Raw genomic sequence first — 17,708 nt, 5'->3', positions numbered from 1 at the left:
TTGGTCAGTGCCTGTCCAGTATTATTACGCATGGCCAATAAAGAGGATGGTTGCCGAGGCCACTTCTGGGAAGCCCGTTACCACTCGCAAGCTTTGTTAACGCAAGAAGCACTGCTGAGTTGTATGGCCTATGTGGATCTCAACCCAATACGCGCAGCAATGGCGCCCACTCCAGAGGAATCAGAGCATACCAGTATTAAAGAGCGAATCAGCCCATCGCTAAACCTCGCAGAATCCATTAGCGAGCTGCTCGCCTCACAGCAGCTCAATACCTTTAATGTTCCCCTCAAACCACTGCTGTCATTTGAGGGCAATATCACCCTCAACACACAACAGGGCTTACTCTTCAGCCTGGATGATTACCTGACCTTAGTTGATTTTACCGGCAGAGCCATCTGCGATGACAAGCGAGGGGTTATTGCTCTAGACCTGCCACCGATACTCGAACGGTTAGGCATAGAGCGGAAAACCTGGCTGATCAATGCCACGGCCTTTGAGAAAATCTATCACAAACGTTTTGCTAAAAAACGGCAACGCGTTAAAAACACCGCCTAATCTCCCAACTAGGTCACTATTGATATTGATGAGCGTTATGGCTCAGGGATAACGGCTGCTGAAAAACAGGGATTTGTGGTTGGGGCTGTGTTTGTCCTGTGATTTCTGACCGGGTTAGCTACTTGGTGTAGAAATTCGGTGTTTTTTTAGATGAGAATGGAGGTCAGTTTTTTATTATTGGTCAGTGCCTGTCCAGTATTATTTTATGGATGATTACCTGACCTTAGTTGATTTTACCGGCAGAGCCATCTGCGATGACAAGCGCGGGGCTATTGCCCTGCACTTGCCACCGATACTCGAACGGTTAGGCATAGAGCCGAAAACCTGGTTGATCAATGCCACGGCCTTTGAGAAAATCTATCACAAACGCTTTGCTAAAAAACGGCAACGCGTTAAAAACACCGCCTAATCTCCCAACCAGGTCACTATTGATATTGATGAGCGTTATGGCTCAGGGATAACGGCTGCTGAAAAACAGGGATTTTTGGTTGGGGCTGTGTTTGTCCTGTGATTTCTGACCGGGTTAACTACTTGGTGTAGAAATTCGGTGTTTTTTTAGATGAGAATGGAGGTCAGTTTTTTATTATTGGTCAGTGCCTGTCCAGTATTATTATTACTGGTCAGTATTGGTCAGTGCCTGTCCAGTATTATTTCCCGCCCTCGAATTCACATGCGGATAGGGTCGCTTCTGAGCCCATGGACTCGGCCAAAAACAGGTACATCTTTGTTTCAAATTTCGAGAAATTCATACTTTATGGAAACGCATAACGCTCGGCTCCGGCGCTGCATGAAGAGCAACGTAATGCAGTCCCCAGTAGCCGCTTGTTATTTTTTTTTGCGTCACGGTTACTGGTTTTTTGGTTCCTTAAACCCGACAACAACCAAATGGAAGGCTGGATCCCCTGTTTGTATAGCATCGGCATAATCATAGGTGGCACCATGCAATGGGTGATACACCTCAACAGGACCGTTAGTATGCTGAGCAGCCTTGCTATTGCTCAGGTTCCCAGATAACAGAGGAGTTGGTAGAAGATTCGGTGTCGTTACTGGTTGTGGCGTGGGCACTTTATCCGGTGCTGCTTGGCCGGCGCAACCACTTGTTGTGGGGCTAGGTTGGGTGCTGCCACTTGTTGTGGTGTTGGTACTTTATCCGGAGCGGCTTGGCCCGGCGCAACCACTTGTTGTGGGGCTAGGTTGGGTGCTGCCACTTGCTGTGGTGTTGGTGCTTTATTCGGAGCTGCTTGGCCCGGCGCGACCACTTGTTGTGGGGCGAGGTTGGGTTGCGTCTGCACCGCCACGGAAAACCCATGATCAATACCCTGTTGAGTCAACGTACCATCAGGATTAACCGACGGGGTTCCGAGTAATTGACGAGTTTGTTGCGGCGTAAGTGCAATCAGCTGTCCATTCGGTCTACGCGCGTAGTACTGAACACTCGGCAACGGCGTTACAGTGCGAGTGATTGCATTCTGCCTCCCCGCATCGGTTAACGTGCCAGAAGGCATTGCCCATCCCCTGTCAATCATCTGTCGCAGGGTATAAGAACCGGTCACCATATGAGTGTCGTGGCCTTGTTTGAGCAGCTTTTGATTTTTATCAATCCCTCTTTGCTCATATACCACTGCCACATTACCAAGTATCGTTGGCTGCGCCGGTGTCACGCCCGGAGCCAACTGTGGCGGCGCCGTCTGCGGTGGTGCCTGCCCCAGCGCGGCCAGCTGCTGAGGCAGAGGCTCCGCAGGCCTGTTAATCACCATAGAATACCCATGATCTATGGCTGCTTGGTTCAGTGCGCCATCTATACCAATCGGGCCGGCTTGAATCAAGGCCTGGGTCTGCTGTGGCGTTAAAGGAATTTGCTGTCCGTTGTGAGTGCGGTAATACTGCACCCCAGGCAATGGGGTGATAGTGGTAGCAAAACCTTGTTGCCTGGCTTGTAGCGTTAACCTTCCAGTCTGATTGATAAGCCCTCGGCTGCGCATTTGCTCCACCGAATAGGAAGCGACAATTTCTCGATGCGCACCGGGCTTATTCAGTTTTTTAGGTTTCTCGGGGCTTAACTGATGATAAAAAACCTGCATATGTCCGTTGATGGATGACTGTGCAGGAGCCAATGCTGGCGCCCGTGGCGACGGCACGGCTGTGGGTGTAGGCACCACTATCTGCCCCGGCACTTTGACGGTAATGGTCTGCCAGCCCATATCAATGGCATGCTGGGTTAACGAACCATCAGGATTTACTATGCCACTCGAACTTTTAATAATATTGTTAGGTATCAAGTGTGGTGGGACAGGGGTACCATCAAGTTTAATCACCTGAGGCATGATATAAAAAATTTCTTGTGTTGAAGGGCTAACCTGTAGATCTGTGGTTGCGACCTGCCCGATGCCAACGGGCGCTGATGTGTGTGCTACCGCCCCCACATTGGCAGCCGGCGCCACTTTGCCTAGCTTCACTTTATGGTCAACTTTATTTGCAACAGTGCTGGTGCAATCTTTGCCTGACTTGGTGACGCAAGCTTGTGCGCATATTGGCAATAACGATGCCGCGACCAATAAGCCTGCACTGACAGCTAAAATATTCTTATTCATGCCTTAAACTCCTAAAAGTTGTAAACCAGTTGAATCCAACCGTGCAGTTTGTCGTTGGGGCTGCCATCGAGCAGCGCATCGGGAATTTCATTATTGATTCGCCACCCTACTGCTGCCTGCACCTGAAATGTGGAAAAAATCTGGCTAAATCCCAGCCCTGCGGATTGCAAAGTATAACTTTCTTCGTCAATGCCGGGCACAATCAGGCCGCCGACAATGTCTTTTGCATGGGTCTGAATCCATCCATAGCCATAAAAAACTGACCATTGTTGCTGCCCACCAAGCCAGGGATTCGGCACGTTATAACGCAAATCCCAGTGCAGGCGCCGACCTTCATCACCGAGCACTTCGCCACTGTAGTAACCAGGGAAATCATGTGCTCCACCAAAAGCAATGGCTTGGCTGCCATCAAGGCGCTTGGATGCCGCTTGCCCAGCAAACTCAAGCAGGCTCTGCCAGTTGCCCGTTAGATGTTGCAGACGAGAAAGTGTCCAGCTAAAACGTGCAAACTGGCCTTCAGTTTTTGCCGTTTGTGCATCCTCCAGTTCGTAGGGGGCATAACCGCTCAAATCAAGATTGCCAAAAACCAGATCAAGCTCCATTGTGTTGAGGCCGCCGCCCCATAGTCCATCGGCATAGTCGCCGCTCAGTTTGAATGAACTGGCATCGACCACGCGATCGGTCACGGTGGAAAGATCGGTCTTGTCTTCCATGCTTTCCCGCCCATAGCGCAGCTCACCCTGCAGATTCAGTTGCCGAGAGCGAATAAAAGGGTAAGTCAAATACGCCGAAATATGATCCGAAGTTCCACGTAGATTATTCGGTTCATTGGTTTTGTAATCCAATGAATCCACAGTAAATCCCGCCCGCAAGCCCGACACGAAAAGCGGCATACTGCCATCGAGATAACCAAAAACGGATCCTTCATCCGTGGCATTGGCACCGACACTGAACTTTTCACCCGCATGGAACGGGCTATTAATGTCGAGGCTTGCGCCGAAGCGATTACGGCCGGTATAGCTGCTGCCAAAGTTGTCGTAATACGCATGGCCATCAACAAGCTTGCCTTCTGCAGGATGTAATTCAAATTTCGCCTCACCCACCGTATCGGCAGGGAACAACACGCTTTCGGAGCCACCCACGCCGGGCAGATCATTGGTCAGCAAAATTGCGCGTTCGTATTTTCTGGCGGTGAGTGTACTGCCCGGCACAAGAATATTTTGCAGCTGACTCATAATAATCTTATCGTCAACACGCGGGCTGGAACTGCCCAGCACAATGCCGTCAGCGGCCAGTCGTCCTTCTATAACTGTGAGCGTGATGCGCTGAGTTGGCTCATCCCAGCTTGGATACACCTTGGCCGCAAATGCACCATTGTTTCGTAATGCGCGTTCCAACCCTGCCGCCGTCTGTACCGCGTCAGCTTCATCAGTCCGCTCTGAAGTACAGCCAGGCAGTGCCTGTATCACTGCATCGGCAGATATTTGCGTAACGCCAGTTACCATGCAGTTGCCCACTGTCATATCGTCAGCGGAAGCAGCTCCACAAAAGGCTAGGCTGGCGGTAAAAAAAAAAGGTTTTTATTCATGTGTCTAAACCTACCGTAAAAAAATAGAGCAATAATTCATTGGAAAATAACGCTTATTATATCGACCAGTCGGTATATGTATATTTACACAGACCAGTCGGTATAAGTTGTAAAAACAGAGGTAATTGCTGACTGGTCAGTATAAGTCTTTCCATCGGCATTAATATTTCATCCCTAAGCTTTTGATTTTTATTGTGAAAGCATCTTACCTGCAATCTTGAATAATTCAACCGACGCGTCCTATATAAGTAGTCGATAATCACTTACATAGGATGAGTCGGTATAAGTTGCCGAACATTTACAAACTGGCAACTCTAACACATTGATATCCTTAGTATAAAAATATTGAGCACTTATAATCCAACTTCTAGGGAAGGAGGCCGTTTTTTCTGATTTTTACTGATACTGTATAAATCATACAGTAATGGTGGCTAAGCCCTTATTTTATTGAGCCGCCACCATCCACCGACAAAATCTGTCCAGTAATAAACGACGCCCGTTCTGAGGAAAGAAAAACTACTGCCTCAGCAATTTCTTCCGGTTCCCCCAATCGATTCATCACCGCAGCACGTTTTAGCCCTTCCGCTATTTTTGGTTGCTCTTCAAAATATTTTTCTATGCCGGGTGTGCGAATGACGCCTGGTGAGACGGCATTGATACGAATGCCCTGGCTGCCATATTCCGCGGCGGAACTTTTGGTGAGAATATTGACGCCGGATTTGGCGGCGGCGTAGGCGGTGTTAAAGGCTTGGCCTTTGAGTGAGGCGTTGGAGGATATGTTGACGATGGCACCGCCGCCATTGGCTAGCATGGCGGGGATTTCATACTTCATACACAGCCAGGTATTGGTGAGGCACATTTCTAACGTGTGGTCGAAGACTTCGCGGTCGTATTCGTGAATGGGGCCTGAACCTCGGCTAACGGCGGCACTGTTGCAGGCAATATCCAAACGGCCGTAGTGATCGATGGCGGCTTTGATGGTGGCGGCGACTTGTTCTTCTTTGCTGACATCGCTTTGCACAAAGATAGCGTTACCGTTTTGCGCTTGAATCAGGGCAACCGTTTCCTGGCCGGCGTCACTATTGAAATCGGCCACGACCACGCTGGCACCTTCACGGGCGTAGGCAATGGCAATGGCGCGACCTATACCCATTCCGGAGCCGGTGACGAGAGCGATTTTATTGGCGAGTAAACTCATGGTATTTCCTCAAACAAAAAGTAATAAATTTATCGGTCTGCTGCCTGATTATCCAGATTGGTAATGTCAAAAGCAGGAACATACAGTTGTGGGGTTTTACCGCCATCGACGGGCAGAATGACGCCGGTAATAAACGAGGCATCTTCTGAAGCGAGAAAACAAATAGCGTGTGCTACTTCTTCCGGAGTGGCGGCCCGCTGCATCGGAATCGCATCACACATGATTTTTTTTACGGCATCATTTTTACCGGTTGCCGCATTCAGCCCGGGGTGTCGACAGCGCCTGGGGCGACGACATTGATGCGGACATTGTGGGGCGCTGCTTCCATCGCGGCGCATTGGCTGAATTGATTGAGTGCGGCTTTAGCGCCGCCGTAAGCGCCGGAGGCAATGCCAGCGCGCAGGCTACTGACTGAAGATATATTGATAATGGAGCCGCTACGCTGTGGAATCATAATGCGCATGGCGGCTTGTACGCCGATAAACACGGAATCGACGCCGATACCATAATTCGCTCGCCAGTCCGCCAGTGTTTGATTGACGACCATGCCACCGATCACTGAAGGGGCGTTGTTGATAAGCACATCCAAACGACCATGTTGGGTGGCAGTATCATGAATGAGTTTGGCGAAGGCATCAGTATCGCCAACGTCCAAACCGACGCTGGTAAAATGACCGCCGCGTTCGCTAATTAAATCGACCAGTTCATCCAGCTTCGGTTTTCTGCGCGCGCAGCCAATAACGATAGCGCCTTCATCGGCTAACTGAATCGCTGTGGCGCGGCCGATACCCATGCTGGCGCCGGTGACTATGGCGACTTTTCCTGCAAAACGTTGGTGACTCATCTTTAAAACCTCGTATTAAGTGTTAGGCGCTTAACAACAGTGTGGCGCTGCCGGTGACATGAAAGCCCAGACTGTTTTTACCCGCAAAGTCGACGGTGACTTTGGGTGCTTCAATATTTTTTATCTGACCCTGCATAGTCATGCAGTCGCCGGGATGGTTTGGGGCCAATAAATTAAAGCTTAGATGTTGCAAGCGACTGGCGGGCCCGGCCCAGTCAGTCAGGTAGCGGGTACAGAGGCCGCTGGTGGTCAGTATATTCATAAAGATATCGGGCATGCCTGCGGCTTGTGCGGCGGGGAGGTTGTGATGCACCGGAATAAAATCCTGGCTGGCAATGGCGCCGCCGACGATCAGCCGATGGTCAATGGTAATAGCCAGTTCAGGCAAGGTATCGCCAATGTTGAGCTGCTTGCTGTGAATATCTTTAAAGTCGGGTTGCCACTGATTTTCAACAGCGGATTCTTCTTTCCGCTCAGTGAGTGTGTTAGTTACCGAGCTGTTGTGATCGTTTTTGGGTTGGTATTGAAAGTAAGTAATAAGCGCTTCGGCAAAAGTTTGATCTTGTTCGGTGCTGTATTCGACTTTTTCCGTGACAAAAAAACCGTCACCTAAGGCTGTTGATTTTTTGTCGCTGATGGTAACCACGGTGGTGTGGTGTAGCGGACGTTCCCCTTCGGTTAGTAGTCGTTTGAAATGAATGTCATAGCTCACGGCGACATTACCGGGATAACCCAACGCTGTCATATCATCAAAAACTTGATAGGGACGGTCGCTGGTAGAGCCGGGGGCGTAGCAGTCATTAAAGTCGCGCATGGTCCACATTTGCATCATCGCCGGAGGTGCGACGGCTTGGCTAAATTCGGTTTTTGGGCGGTAGTCATCATTGAGGTAGAGCGGGTTGTGATCGCCCATCGCCGCGCACCACTGCCAAATTTGCGCACGGTTAACCGGATTGAAACTTTTATAAGGACCAAGCCGGTGGCCGATGAGCTGCTGTAATTTTTCAGTTTCAGTCATGTTGGTTTCGTTACTGTTTAGCTTCTGGATAGTCGGTATAACCTTTGGCGCCCGGTGTGTATAAAGTGCTGGGGTCCATGGTTTGTAGTGCAACTTTATTTTGGATGCGCTTGGGTAAATCGGGGTTGGCAATAAAGTCGCGGCCAAAAGACACGGCTGCTGCTTGCTCATTGGCGATCACTTGTTGCGCTTCATTGGCGCTGTAACTGTCGTTCACAATCAGCGGCCCGTTGAAATGCTGGCGCGCCAGTTTCAAGTTGTCTACCGGTCCTTGTGGCATCCGGATGACATGCAAGTACGCTAACTGTTTTGGCGATACTTTATCTAACAGGGCAGCAAAGGTTTGCTCGGGATCGTTGTCGTGTAAATCATTAAAGGGGTTACCGGGACAGATGCGCATGCCCACTCTGCCGGCACCAGCAACGCTGATCATCGTGTCCAGTACTTCAGTGACAAAGCGCAACCGGTTTTCCAGCGAGCCACCGTATTGATCGCCGCGTTGGTTGGTGCCGGTGGATAAAAATTGCGCCGGTAAATAGCCGCTGGTGCAATGCAGCTCTACACCATCAAAGCCCGCGTCCATGGCATAAATAGTTGCCTGTCGATATTCGTTGATGACGTCGGCGATTTCTTCAGTCGTCAATGCGCGCGGCTCGGCCATGGGTTTCATGCCGTCGCCGACAAATATTTTATCGTTGGCGCGAATAGCCGACGGCGCAACAGTTTCTGCATCGGGGGCTTTATTGTCGGGGTGGCCGATGCGACCGCAGTGCATAATCTGGCACACTATTTTTCCGCCAGCAGTGTGTACGGCGTCGGTTACTTTTTTCCAGGCATTGGCGTGGTCAGCGGAAAAAATACCCGGCGTGCGGCAATAGCCCTTACCATTTTTGCTGGGGTGGGTGCCTTCACTAATAATTAAACCGGCGCTGGCCCGCTGTCGATAATATTCGACGTGGAGTTCGGTTGGCATATCTTTTTCGTCGGCGCGGGAGCGGGTCATAGGTGCCATGACGATGCGGTTTTGCAGTTGCAGTTGGCCGAGTTTTATAGGGTCGAATAAAGTGCTCATAGTTTTCCAGTCGTGTTAAATATTAGCGAATGCGAATTTTAGGAAACGGGCCATCCCCGCGCATAGTGTTGAGGAATTGCCCCAAGGGTGCCGGCGCGGCTACTTCTGGCTGTTGATCGGTTGGTGGCTTATCCCAAAAGCGCTGCCAGCTGGGAAAAATCTCATGCCAGGCACCGGTATAGTGATCGCGGTCGGGCCAGCGCATTTTGTCGTCGCCCACCGGTGGTTTGTTCAAATCGGTAGCATACCAGTAGCAGGGAAAGCGGCGGCGGAAATACCAGCGGCCATTAATGCGCTGGTAATTATCCCAGTACAGCATTTGCATAATCACCCACTCATCGCCATTGGCGCTAGGGGTTTCGTGTTCGTTTTTGGAGTAAACCACGCCGTGAGCATTATCGGCATCATCGAATTCGATAATGTGATTACCGGTGTGATGAGAGGTGCCGGTAAATTGTAAGCGCAGGGTGTCATCCAGCCATTGTTTTAAATGTTGGCGGCCGACCTGTTCGCGACTAACGCGAATGTCTTCGGCAAATAAATTGACGTGGGCATCCAGATCGCGCATATCCAACGACAGTGAATATTTGGCGACCAGTTGCCGAATTTCCTCGATGGATTCCAATCGATCCAAACGTTTTTCAATGGACTCACTCAAAATGAATTCCTCGCAATAGGATTAAGCGACCGGGGGTTCCCAGCTCACGCCATTGATGTGGCTGCCACCATCGGCAAACAAGGTGTTGCCGGTAACATAGCGCGCATCTTCCGAGGCGAGAAAGGCAGCCACGCCGCCGATATCGGCTTCGGGGTCACCCATATAGCCCATAGGGTTTTGTTTGAGCATGTCGGCGATATTATCCGGCGCCACTTTTTCAAATAATTCATAGGCCGGTGTTTTGGCCGCAGGGCATAAAATGTTAACGCAGATGCCGTGTTTACCCCATTCGCGGGCGGCGGTTCTGGACAGGGCGCGCAAGCCTTCTTTGGCAGAGTTATATTCGGCGGTGTAAGGGTGCGCGTTGACCCCGTTTAGCGAACACAGGTTAATGATGCGGCCCCAGTGCTGCGCTTGCATGGTGGGGAAGGCGGCCTTCATTGCCCACCACGCCGACATAAAACCGCCGGTCATGGCCGCTTCAAAATCCTGGTCTTCCCGATTTTCCAGTTTGGCAGGGGCTGTAGTGGTGGGGTAGGCATTGTTAACCAGAATGTCGATACGGCCATAGCGTTCGAGAGTGTGTTCCACCATGGCGATCACTTGGTCGCGCTGGGTGATATCGGTGTGGATAAACGTGCTGCGGGTCAATTCGCTTGCTACTTGCTGGCCCGTCTGCTGTTGGAACTCGGCAATCACTACCGTCGCACCATCGTTATGTAAACGGCGGGCTATACCTAAGCCAACGCCTTGACCGGCTCCGGTCACAATAGCGACCTTATCCTGTAGTCGCGGGTTTTGTTGCGGTAAGGTGTTTGCCATTGCTTGCTCCGTAGCGATTAATAGTGAGGTTTTTATACATCTTTCATAACTGCATATAACGCGAAAGCGGTCATCAATATACTGTAGCCAAAATTAAAATCACACGATTTACTTTGCACCATGGGTGTGCAAATATGCAGCAATGCTAAATTGGAATGATCTAAAATATCTCCTGGCTACGGTACAGAGCGGCAGCTTTTCAAATGCCGCGCGGGAGTTGGGGGTGAATCGGACAACGGTCGCCCGTCGTATTGCGACGCTGGAAAAACAATTGGCGACACCGTTACTGGAACAGTCGGCTGGCGGTTTGCAGTTAACCAGTGCCGGTGAAGAGGCGATTGCCAGTGCTCGTCATTTACAACAGCAAGTGGATGGTTTGGAGCAGCGGATTTCAGCGACGGGTGGCGATGTGGCTGGCAGCTTGCGGGTGGCTGCGCCATTGGGCTTAGGGCCTGAATTTATTCCTGAACTGGCTCAGTTTTCAACATTGTATCCGCATGTGACGGTTGAGTTGTTGAATACGGTTGATCCCATGGCGAGCATCAATCAACGCAAGGCGGATGTGGGTATCGGCGTAGGACATCAGCTGCCGGATTATTTAACCGGCATCAGCGTTGGTGAACTTCAGCGCGCCATTTATGCCGCTAAATCCTATCTAAAGAAACATAAAAAGACTTTGCCTTACAGCGAACAGCAATGGGTAGGTTGGGGGCGAGACCTGGCGCATAGCCATGCCGCGCAGTGGATGCAGCGTTATGTAGCCGAAGAGGCGATCATTAGTTTGCGAGTCAATTCCTGGCATGCATTACGTGAGGCGGTAACCCATGGTGTCGGTGTTGGTCAGCTCTGGTGTTTTCTGGCGAAGCAAGAAAAATCGCTAGTGCAAATTAGTGAAGTAATCGATGAATTGGAAATTGGCTTGTGGGTATTTAACCATACTGACATTCAAAACAACCGGCGAGTCGCAGCGTTTATTGAAGTGGTCGCGCCGTTATTGGCCACGCGTATTCGTTAAGGGGTGGCTGCTAAATTGTACTTGCATGGCTTGTTGCAACTGAAAGTGTTTAGGCTCGCCACTGATAGGGCAAATAAAAGCCAGCGACTGGCAGCATAATTTTAAATTCTCGTCTTCAGTTTTGGCCGTGCCATAGAGGCGATCGCCAATGATAGGAAAACCCAGTTCACTTAGATGGCGACGCACCTGGTGCTTGCGTCCGGTTTCAATTTTGATGAATACTTTGCTTTGCTGTTGTTCTGCGTCATAGCTGCGCATAGCGACCTCACTAACGGCTTGCTTACCATCAATTTCGGTTTCAATACGGACCGGTTTTTCACTGCTGGGGAATTCACCCGCCACAATAGCAATATAGTTTTTATCGATAGTTCGCTGTGCAAACAGTTGCGACAGTGCAGCGGCCGTTTTTTTATTGTGGGCAATGAGCATCAGGCCGCTGGTGGCTCTATCCAGTCGATGTACGATGGCGGCATGGCGATTTAACTGTAAGGAAACCAGACGATCAATGGTGCAGTGGTCGCTCCACTTACTGCCTTGGCTGTACACGCCGTAAGGTTTAAACCAGACGCTGTAATCTTCCAGATCGGCTATTAGCTGTGGTGCTACTGGTTGTTGGGCCAGTACTTGTGGGTCAAAATAAAAGTGAATTTCGTCATGTATTTGTAGCGGTTTTTTGCCTCGGTGAAGGCGCAGCGTATTTTTTTTGCGGCTTAACCAAGTGCAGCCTTTAGCCATCGCCTGCTTAATCTCGGCCTTGCTGATTGGGTGACTATCGGTAGGGATGTGCTCGGCAATGGCATCAACGGCATTAAGCGTGCGCGAGTCTATGGCAAAGTGAAGTTCAAATTTTTGTTGGTTGCTGGTCATGGAATTTGGAAAAATACGTTTTACCGATTAATTAAGTCGAGGCTAACTTCTAACGCTAAACAAAATACCTAATATTATAAAACTGTCTAATAAATGGGGTGCCGAAGCGAACTTATTGTCTATAGACTTAAACACTACTTTCTTTGTAGCTGCATGGTATAGAGATAAGCGCTTGTCACAGGGCTCTACCAGATAATATTAAAAATTAAGAAATGAAGAAGTATCTTTTAAGTTCGCTGAGTTATTAAAAACGGCATTGTAACTCAATTTAATAAATTACCGTGCTTAATAAAGACTGAAAATCAAAAATAGTAAAAGTATCAAGTTAGCAACATTTTTGCTGTTTGTGTTGTACCAAAAACCTTAAACCTCAAGTGCTGTGTCTATAGCGCTGTTTAATCAAGGGTATTGTGGGTATGGCTTTAGCAATCATTTTAGCGCTCCTTCTGGTCGGCTCTGTCATTTTCAATTTTGTCAGCCCCTGGCAAGCGACTCCGGTGGCTTCAAATTGGGGGACGATTGATACCACTATTGTTATTACCGTCATCATTACCGGTATTTTCTTTATCGGGATCACGCTTTTTGTTGTGTATGCCCTCGTTAAATACCGTCATCGCAAGCCGCGTGGTGATGGCACGCATCAAGCCGCGTATACCCCGGATAATAAAAAACTGGAATGGTGGCTGACCGGCATTACCACCGTGGGTATCTGCGGATTATTAGCCCCGGGTTTGGTGGTCTATAACGATTTTGTGCATGTGCCGGATGGCGCTGATGAAATAGAAGTCATGGCCAAGCAGTGGATGTGGAGTTACCGCTTGCCAGGTGAAGACAAAAAGTTGGGGCATGCGGAAGTTAAGCGGATCGACGGCAGTAATCCCTATGGTATTGATCCTGATGATCCTAATGGGCAGGACGACGTGCTGATAAATAGCAATATTATTTATTTGCCGATTGATCGCCCGGTCAAAGTATTGCTGCGCTCTTTAGATGTGTTGCACAATTTTTACGTCCCGCACTTTCGCGCCAAGATGGATATGGTGCCGGGACAAGTCTCTTATTTTTGGTTTACGCCGACCGTATTAGGTAAGTATGAGGTGTTGTGCGCCGAGTATTGTGGCGTCGCTCATTACAATATGCGCGGCCATGTGATGGTGGTCAGCCAATCCGACTACGATCAATGGCTGGGACAGCAACCGACTTTCGCCAATAGTTTACTGTCGAGCGGTGGTCAGGATGGGGTTGTTGAGCAAGGTAAGCAGTTGGCAGAAAGCCGTGGCTGTCTGGCCTGCCATAGTATTGATGGCAGCAAAAGTTTGGGCCCAGGTTGGCAGGGCTTGATTGGCCGTACGGAAACTTTAACCGATGGCTCCACCATTGTCGTCGATGCAGAATTTTTTAAAGAGTCGATATTGGCGCCGGCGGAAAAAATTACTCAGGGATATTCGCCAGTGATGGCTCCCTACGAGTTTAGTGATGAGCAGCTGGATGCCTTGCTCGCCTATGTGCAATCCCTGACAGCTGAAGATAACAGTTCAGCAGCGCCAACAGCGGAAGACGGCGCCAGGGTGGCGCAAAACCTTGGCTGCTTGGCTTGCCATAGTGTCGATGGCAGCAAATCGCTTGGACCCACTTGGAAAAATATGCTCGGTCGTACTGAAACGCTGGTCGATGGCACTAGCATTGAAGTCGATGCTGCTTATATCACCGAATCTATCACCGACCCTAACGCTAAAATTGTTGGCGGTTACCCGCCGGTGATGCAGGCCTATAACCTGGAGCCGCAACAATTGGATGCACTACTGGCTTACGCTCGCTCCCTGAGTGAGGCTGCCACAGAATGAAAATGTTAGAGGAGTAGGGTATGGCCTACGCTGAAGTCGCAGAGCAGGAACACTTACATGAGCCACAAAGTTACTGGACCAAATATATTTGGAGTCAGGATCATAAAGTCATTGCGATTCAATATTCACTGACCGCAATATTTGCCGGTTTGATTGCGCTGGTGCTTTCCGGATTGATGCGGATGCAAATTGGTTTTCCTGGCAGTTTGGAATTTATGGATGCCAGCACTTATTACCAGGCAATGACCATGCACGGCATGATTATGGTTATTTATTTGCTTACGGCACTTTTTTTGGGTGGCTTTGGCAACTATCTAATTCCCCTGATGGTGGGTGCCAGAGATATGGTGTTCCCCTTCGTCAATATGCTCAGTTACTGGTTTTATTTGTTGTCGGTAATTATTTTAGTGGCCAGCTTCTTTGTGCCGGGAGGGCCGACCGGGGCGGGCTGGACCTTATATCCACCGCAGGCGATAAGTAGTGGCACCCCTGGTGTGGAGTGGGGCATTATCCTGATGTTGGTGTCATTGATTGTCTTTATCGTGGCAGCCACTATGGGGGGTTTGAATTATGTGACGACAGTCATTCAGGCGCGTACTTATGGCATGAGCTTGTTCAGAATGCCGCTGTCTGTGTGGGGTATTTTTATGGCAACGGTGTTAGCGCTGCTGGCATTCCCCGCGCTATTTGTTAGCGGCATTATGATGTTGCTAGATAGAACCATTGGCACCAGTTTTTTTATGCCGGAAATGATTTCGATGGGGCAACAGACGGACTATAACGGTGGCAGTCCAATTCTATTTCAACATTTGTTTTGGTTTTTTGGCCATCCGGAAGTGTATATCGTGGCGTTACCCGCTTTTGGTATTGTTTCTGATTTATTGAGTGTGCATTCGCGTAAAAAAGTATTTGGTTACAAAATGATGGTGTGGGCCATTATTGCTATCGGCGTGCTGAGTTTTATTGTCTGGGCTCACCATATGTATGTCAGTGGCATGAACCCGTACTTTGGTTTCTTTTTTGCTACTACCACTTTGATTATCGCCGTACCTACTGCGATTAAAGTGTATAACTGGGTACTCACTTTATGGCAGGGTGATATTCATATGACGGTGCCGCTGTTATTTGCCGTCGCTTTTATTTTTACTTTTCTTGCTGGTGGTCTTACCGGTTTGTTTCTGGGTAATGTGATTGTCGATGTGCCCTTGTCGGATACGTATTTTGTAGTAGCGCACTTTCATATGGTAATGGGGGTTGCTCCTATTCTGGTGGTGTTCGGCGCCATCTACCATTGGTTTCCAAAAATCACTGGCCGAATGATGAATGATACCATTGGCCATATACATTTCTGGATTACTTTTTTGGGCACCTATGCGATTTATTTCCCCATGCATTATTTGGGCGTGCTCGGCATGCCTCGCCGGTACTATGAGTCGGCTGATTATGAGTTTATTCCGCAATCAGCGCATGATTTAAATGCTTTTATCACGGTCTCTGCGTTGATTGTTGGCGTGGCGCAGATTTTGTTTTTATACAATATGTTTTACAGCGCGTTTAAAGGTAAAAAAGCCGATCCAAACCCCTGGCGTGCCGCCTCATTGGAGTGGCATACCCCGGATACTCCGCCAGTGCATGGCAATTGGGGAGCAAAATTACCGGTTGTTCATCGCTGGCCCTATGACTATAGCGTACCGGGGGTAAAAGAAGATTTTGTGGCCCAGCATGTGTCGGATGATGAAGTGGTTGTGACCAAGGAGGTGGTGTCATGAGTGCTGCTACGCTAATGAAGGATCAGGGCTTTGATGGCGCATCCGGGGGTGGTGGTCAATCCTGGCATGATGATCCTGCCGAAGTAGAAGCGCGACGGGCAAAAATGGGACTGCGGGTATTAATGGCAGTGATCAGCTCGTTGTTTTTTTTATTTATTATCGCTTTTATGATTCGTTCGCAGCTATCTGATTGGGAGCATTTATCGGCACCCTGGAAGCCTTTAGCTAACCCGTGGCAACTTTGGGTTAATACGGCAATGCTGGTGCTGGCGAGTGCTTGTTTGCAATGGGCGCGAGTGGCAGCCAGAGCTAATAAAGTACGACAGGCCATGGAGGGGCTGATACTGGCGGGCATATTTTCTTTGGTGTTTGTGCTCGGGCAATTATGGGTTTGGCAAACATTGATGGGTCTGGGTTATTACGTGGCGACCAATCCGTCCAATAGTTTTTTCTATTTATTTACCGGTCTGCATGCATTGCATTTGCTGGGTGGTTTGGTGGCATGGGTTAAAACAACCTTTAGGGCTTGGCGCGGAATTGATATCAAGCAGTTGCAGCTCAGTACGGATTTATGCGCCATGTATTGGCATTATTTATTAGGGCTTTGGCTGGTGTTACTGGGCTTACTTACCAGCTCACCAGAAACCTATGAATTTTTAGCGCGCCTATGCGGCTTTTAATTGGCGTGCTGGTTTCTGGTTTTTAACTTTCTGCGGTTAGCAATAACGAATAACGGGGGTAGGTACGATGAGTTCATTAGTAGACACTCCAGATTCAGCCGGCGCTGAGGGTTGGCAAGGCGTTACTAACGACTGGAGCGCTGACAAAGAAGCTTTTAAGAATGTGCCTTGGGGCAAGGCCATGATGTGGATTTTCTTGCTCAGCGATACGTTTATCTTTAGTTGTTTCCTCACCAGTTATATGACGGTACGTATGTCGACTACCGTGGACTGGCCATTAACCAGTGAAGTATTTGCACTAACGGTCGGTGGTGTACATGTGCCGCTGTTATTAATCGCGATCATGACATTCATTCTGATTACCAGCAGTGGCACCATGGCGATGGCAGTGAATTATGGATATCGCCGGAACAAACAAAAAGCCTTTTGGCTGATTACTGCGACAGCAATATTAGGGGCTTCTTTTGTAGGCATGCAGGCATTTGAATGGAGCAAGCTGATTGAAGAAGGTGTGAGGCCTTGGGGTAACCCCATGGGGGCAGCACAATTTGGCGCCTGTTTTTTTATGATCACTGGCTTTCACGGCTTGCATGTATCGATAGGGGTAATTTATTTGATGGTGGTCGCGTTTAAAGTAAAGCGCGGCGATTATGACCACACTAATTTTGAGATTGTTGAAATTGCCGGATTGTATTGGCACTTTGTAGATTTGGTGTGGGTGTTTATTTTTGCCTTCTTCTATCTTTGGTAATCGCTGAACAGGGGGATTTATGTCAGATACAACACATAGCGACAGTCTGGGACAGCAGCACCCAATAGGCATTTATCTTAAGATTTGGATACTGCTATTTGTGCTCAGCACTCTGTCTTACATGGTGGATTATTTCAACTTCCAAGGTTATTTGCGTTGGAGTCTTATATTAATTTTCATGACGTTAAAGGCCGGTTTAATTATTGCGATTTTCATGCATATGATGTGGGAACGGTTAGCGATGATCTACGCCATTTTATTGCCGCCGCTGTGTTTATTGGTGCTAATTGGTTTGATGGCGATTGAGGCAGAAACGACATTTTTATCCCGCGTGATTTTTTTCGGTCAAACTGGGTGACGTTATTGTTTGAGTTGATGTCTTAATACGGATTACTATCAATAAAAAAGGCTTATCAATATTGATAAGCCTTTTTTA

18 protein-coding genes are annotated in these 17,708 nt (G+C 48.9%); 8 read left to right on the top strand and 10 right to left on the bottom strand.

Features of this window, described 5'->3' with window-relative positions; all coding sequences use genetic code 11:
• The first annotated feature begins 30 nt into the window (after nucleotides 1-30).
• Nucleotides 31-555, top strand: coding sequence for a hypothetical protein (locus UNITIG_RS17700; RefSeq protein ID WP_145999217.1), 525 nt, complete (start codon nucleotides 31-33; stop codon nucleotides 553-555).
• A 205-nt stretch (nucleotides 556-760) separates the two neighbouring features.
• Complete coding sequence (locus tag UNITIG_RS17695) at nucleotides 761-964, top strand: hypothetical protein (protein ID WP_145999216.1); 204 nt, start codon at nucleotides 761-763, stop codon at nucleotides 962-964.
• Nucleotides 965-1,598: 634 nt separating this feature from the next.
• Here UNITIG_RS17695 and UNITIG_RS17690 read toward each other — a convergent pair.
• From UNITIG_RS17690 to UNITIG_RS17655, 9 genes are all read right to left on the bottom strand, one after another.
• Nucleotides 1,599-3,146, bottom strand: a complete 1,548-nt coding sequence (locus UNITIG_RS17690) for a hypothetical protein (RefSeq protein ID WP_101759699.1) — start codon at nucleotides 3,144-3,146, stop codon at nucleotides 1,599-1,601.
• Between the two features lie 11 nt (nucleotides 3,147-3,157).
• On the bottom strand, nucleotides 3,158-4,669 hold the full coding sequence (locus UNITIG_RS17685) for a ShlB/FhaC/HecB family hemolysin secretion/activation protein (RefSeq protein ID WP_101759698.1): 1,512 nt from the start codon (nucleotides 4,667-4,669) through the stop codon (nucleotides 3,158-3,160).
• A 504-nt stretch (nucleotides 4,670-5,173) separates the two neighbouring features.
• The gene (locus UNITIG_RS17680) at nucleotides 5,174-5,932 is read right to left on the bottom strand and encodes an SDR family NAD(P)-dependent oxidoreductase (protein WP_101759697.1); all 759 of its coding nucleotides are present in this window, start codon (nucleotides 5,930-5,932) and stop codon (nucleotides 5,174-5,176) included.
• Nucleotides 5,933-5,961: 29 nt separating this feature from the next.
• Nucleotides 5,962-6,153, bottom strand: coding sequence for an SDR family oxidoreductase (locus UNITIG_RS25195; protein ID WP_255399642.1), 192 nt, complete (start codon nucleotides 6,151-6,153; stop codon nucleotides 5,962-5,964).
• Between the two features lie 38 nt (nucleotides 6,154-6,191).
• Nucleotides 6,192-6,776 carry an SDR family NAD(P)-dependent oxidoreductase gene (locus tag UNITIG_RS17675; protein WP_255399641.1) on the bottom strand — a complete coding sequence of 195 codons (585 nt, stop codon included), beginning with the start codon at nucleotides 6,774-6,776 and terminating at the stop codon, nucleotides 6,192-6,194.
• A gap of 22 nt (nucleotides 6,777-6,798) precedes the next feature.
• Nucleotides 6,799-7,794, bottom strand: a complete 996-nt coding sequence (locus UNITIG_RS17670) for a MaoC family dehydratase N-terminal domain-containing protein (RefSeq protein ID WP_101759696.1) — start codon at nucleotides 7,792-7,794, stop codon at nucleotides 6,799-6,801.
• A 10-nt stretch (nucleotides 7,795-7,804) separates the two neighbouring features.
• On the bottom strand, nucleotides 7,805-8,866 hold the full coding sequence (locus UNITIG_RS17665) for an alkene reductase (protein WP_101759695.1): 1,062 nt from the start codon (nucleotides 8,864-8,866) through the stop codon (nucleotides 7,805-7,807).
• Nucleotides 8,867-8,888: 22 nt separating this feature from the next.
• Nucleotides 8,889-9,524, bottom strand: coding sequence for a nuclear transport factor 2 family protein (locus UNITIG_RS17660; RefSeq protein WP_101759694.1), 636 nt, complete (start codon nucleotides 9,522-9,524; stop codon nucleotides 8,889-8,891).
• Between the two features lie 21 nt (nucleotides 9,525-9,545).
• Nucleotides 9,546-10,346 carry an SDR family NAD(P)-dependent oxidoreductase gene (locus UNITIG_RS17655; RefSeq protein WP_101759693.1) on the bottom strand — a complete coding sequence of 267 codons (801 nt, stop codon included), beginning with the start codon at nucleotides 10,344-10,346 and terminating at the stop codon, nucleotides 9,546-9,548.
• Between the two features lie 142 nt (nucleotides 10,347-10,488).
• Between UNITIG_RS17655 and UNITIG_RS17650 the strand changes: the two genes are divergently transcribed.
• A complete protein-coding gene (locus UNITIG_RS17650) occupies nucleotides 10,489-11,361 on the top strand; it encodes a LysR family transcriptional regulator (protein WP_101759692.1) in 873 nt (290 codons plus the stop codon).
• Here UNITIG_RS17650 and UNITIG_RS17645 read toward each other — a convergent pair.
• Nucleotides 11,338-12,228: an RluA family pseudouridine synthase gene (locus UNITIG_RS17645; RefSeq protein ID WP_101759691.1), complete on the bottom strand. Its 891-nt coding sequence runs from the start codon at nucleotides 12,226-12,228 to the stop codon at nucleotides 11,338-11,340. The two genes, UNITIG_RS17650 and UNITIG_RS17645, sit on opposite strands and share 24 nt — an antisense overlap.
• A gap of 416 nt (nucleotides 12,229-12,644) precedes the next feature.
• Between UNITIG_RS17645 and UNITIG_RS17640 the strand changes: the two genes are divergently transcribed.
• The 5 genes from UNITIG_RS17640 (at nucleotide 12,645) to UNITIG_RS17620 (ending at nucleotide 17,630) form a co-directional block, all read left to right on the top strand.
• Nucleotides 12,645-14,072 carry a cytochrome c oxidase subunit II gene (locus UNITIG_RS17640; RefSeq protein ID WP_101759690.1) on the top strand — a complete coding sequence of 476 codons (1,428 nt, stop codon included), beginning with the start codon at nucleotides 12,645-12,647 and terminating at the stop codon, nucleotides 14,070-14,072.
• 20 nt (nucleotides 14,073-14,092) lie between these two features.
• Nucleotides 14,093-15,841, top strand: a complete 1,749-nt coding sequence (locus UNITIG_RS17635; protein WP_101759689.1) for a cbb3-type cytochrome c oxidase subunit I — start codon at nucleotides 14,093-14,095, stop codon at nucleotides 15,839-15,841.
• The gene (locus UNITIG_RS17630) at nucleotides 15,838-16,521 is read left to right on the top strand and encodes a cytochrome c oxidase subunit 3 (RefSeq protein ID WP_200821368.1); all 684 of its coding nucleotides are present in this window, start codon (nucleotides 15,838-15,840) and stop codon (nucleotides 16,519-16,521) included. Before UNITIG_RS17635 ends, UNITIG_RS17630 begins: the two co-directional genes overlap by 4 nt.
• Nucleotides 16,522-16,588: 67 nt before the next feature.
• Entirely contained in the window at nucleotides 16,589-17,272 is a 684-nt protein-coding gene (locus UNITIG_RS17625) for a heme-copper oxidase subunit III family protein (RefSeq protein WP_101759688.1), read from the top strand.
• A gap of 19 nt (nucleotides 17,273-17,291) precedes the next feature.
• Nucleotides 17,292-17,630 (top strand): cytochrome C oxidase subunit IV family protein, encoded by a 339-nt coding sequence (locus tag UNITIG_RS17620; RefSeq protein ID WP_101759687.1) that lies wholly within the window; start codon nucleotides 17,292-17,294, stop codon nucleotides 17,628-17,630.
• Nucleotides 17,631-17,708 lie beyond the last annotated feature (78 nt).

Source organism: Oceanicoccus sp. KOV_DT_Chl, assembly GCF_900120175.1.
In the GTDB taxonomy this organism is placed as follows: Bacteria; Pseudomonadota; Gammaproteobacteria; order Pseudomonadales; family Dasaniaceae; genus Oceanicoccus.
Note: the sequence above shows the minus strand (reverse complement) of the source record. Positions and strands in the feature narration are given on the sequence as shown.